Source organism: Streptomyces sp. NH27 (genome assembly GCF_056859195.1).
In genome coordinates this window covers 1-382 of the sequence record NZ_JACEGK010001123.1, presented here as the reverse complement: position 1 = coordinate 382, position 382 = coordinate 1, and the positions used below count along the sequence as shown (strand labels likewise).

Annotated in this window: 1 protein-coding gene; it reads left to right on the top strand. The window is 78.3% G+C overall.

Annotated features, from left to right (window positions below):
* Window positions 1-44: 44 nt before the first annotated feature.
* Window positions 45-382 (top strand): bifunctional DNA primase/polymerase (locus AC13HU_RS38335; protein WP_483046602.1); only part of this gene is annotated, 338 nt, incomplete at its 3' end.

The following is a 382-nucleotide window of genomic DNA, read 5'->3' as shown; positions in this document are numbered from 1 at the left end:
GGGGACGGGCGTTGGCCCGGCGGTGCGCGGCGCAGGCGTGGTGGGTGCCTCCGCTGCTGCCGGGGTCGAAGCGTCCGGCGGGCAACTGCCGCCGGTGCCGGCCGCCGGCGACCGGAGCGCGCCCGGCGTGCGGGTTCCCCGACGCGGCCGGGTGTGCGTGCCGGGAGGTCGGGCGGTACTGCCACGGGGTGCGGGCGGCGACGCTGGAGCGGGAGCTGATCCACCGCTGGTGGCGCGGCCGGGACTTCGGTGTCGGCGTGGCCACGGGGCCGTCCGGCCTGGTGGTGCTCGACCTGGACGACCACGACCGTCCTCCGCCGGAGCCGGCGCTGTTGCTGCCGGGCATCGACCTGACGCAGCACCAGGGCCTGAATCCGGAGGG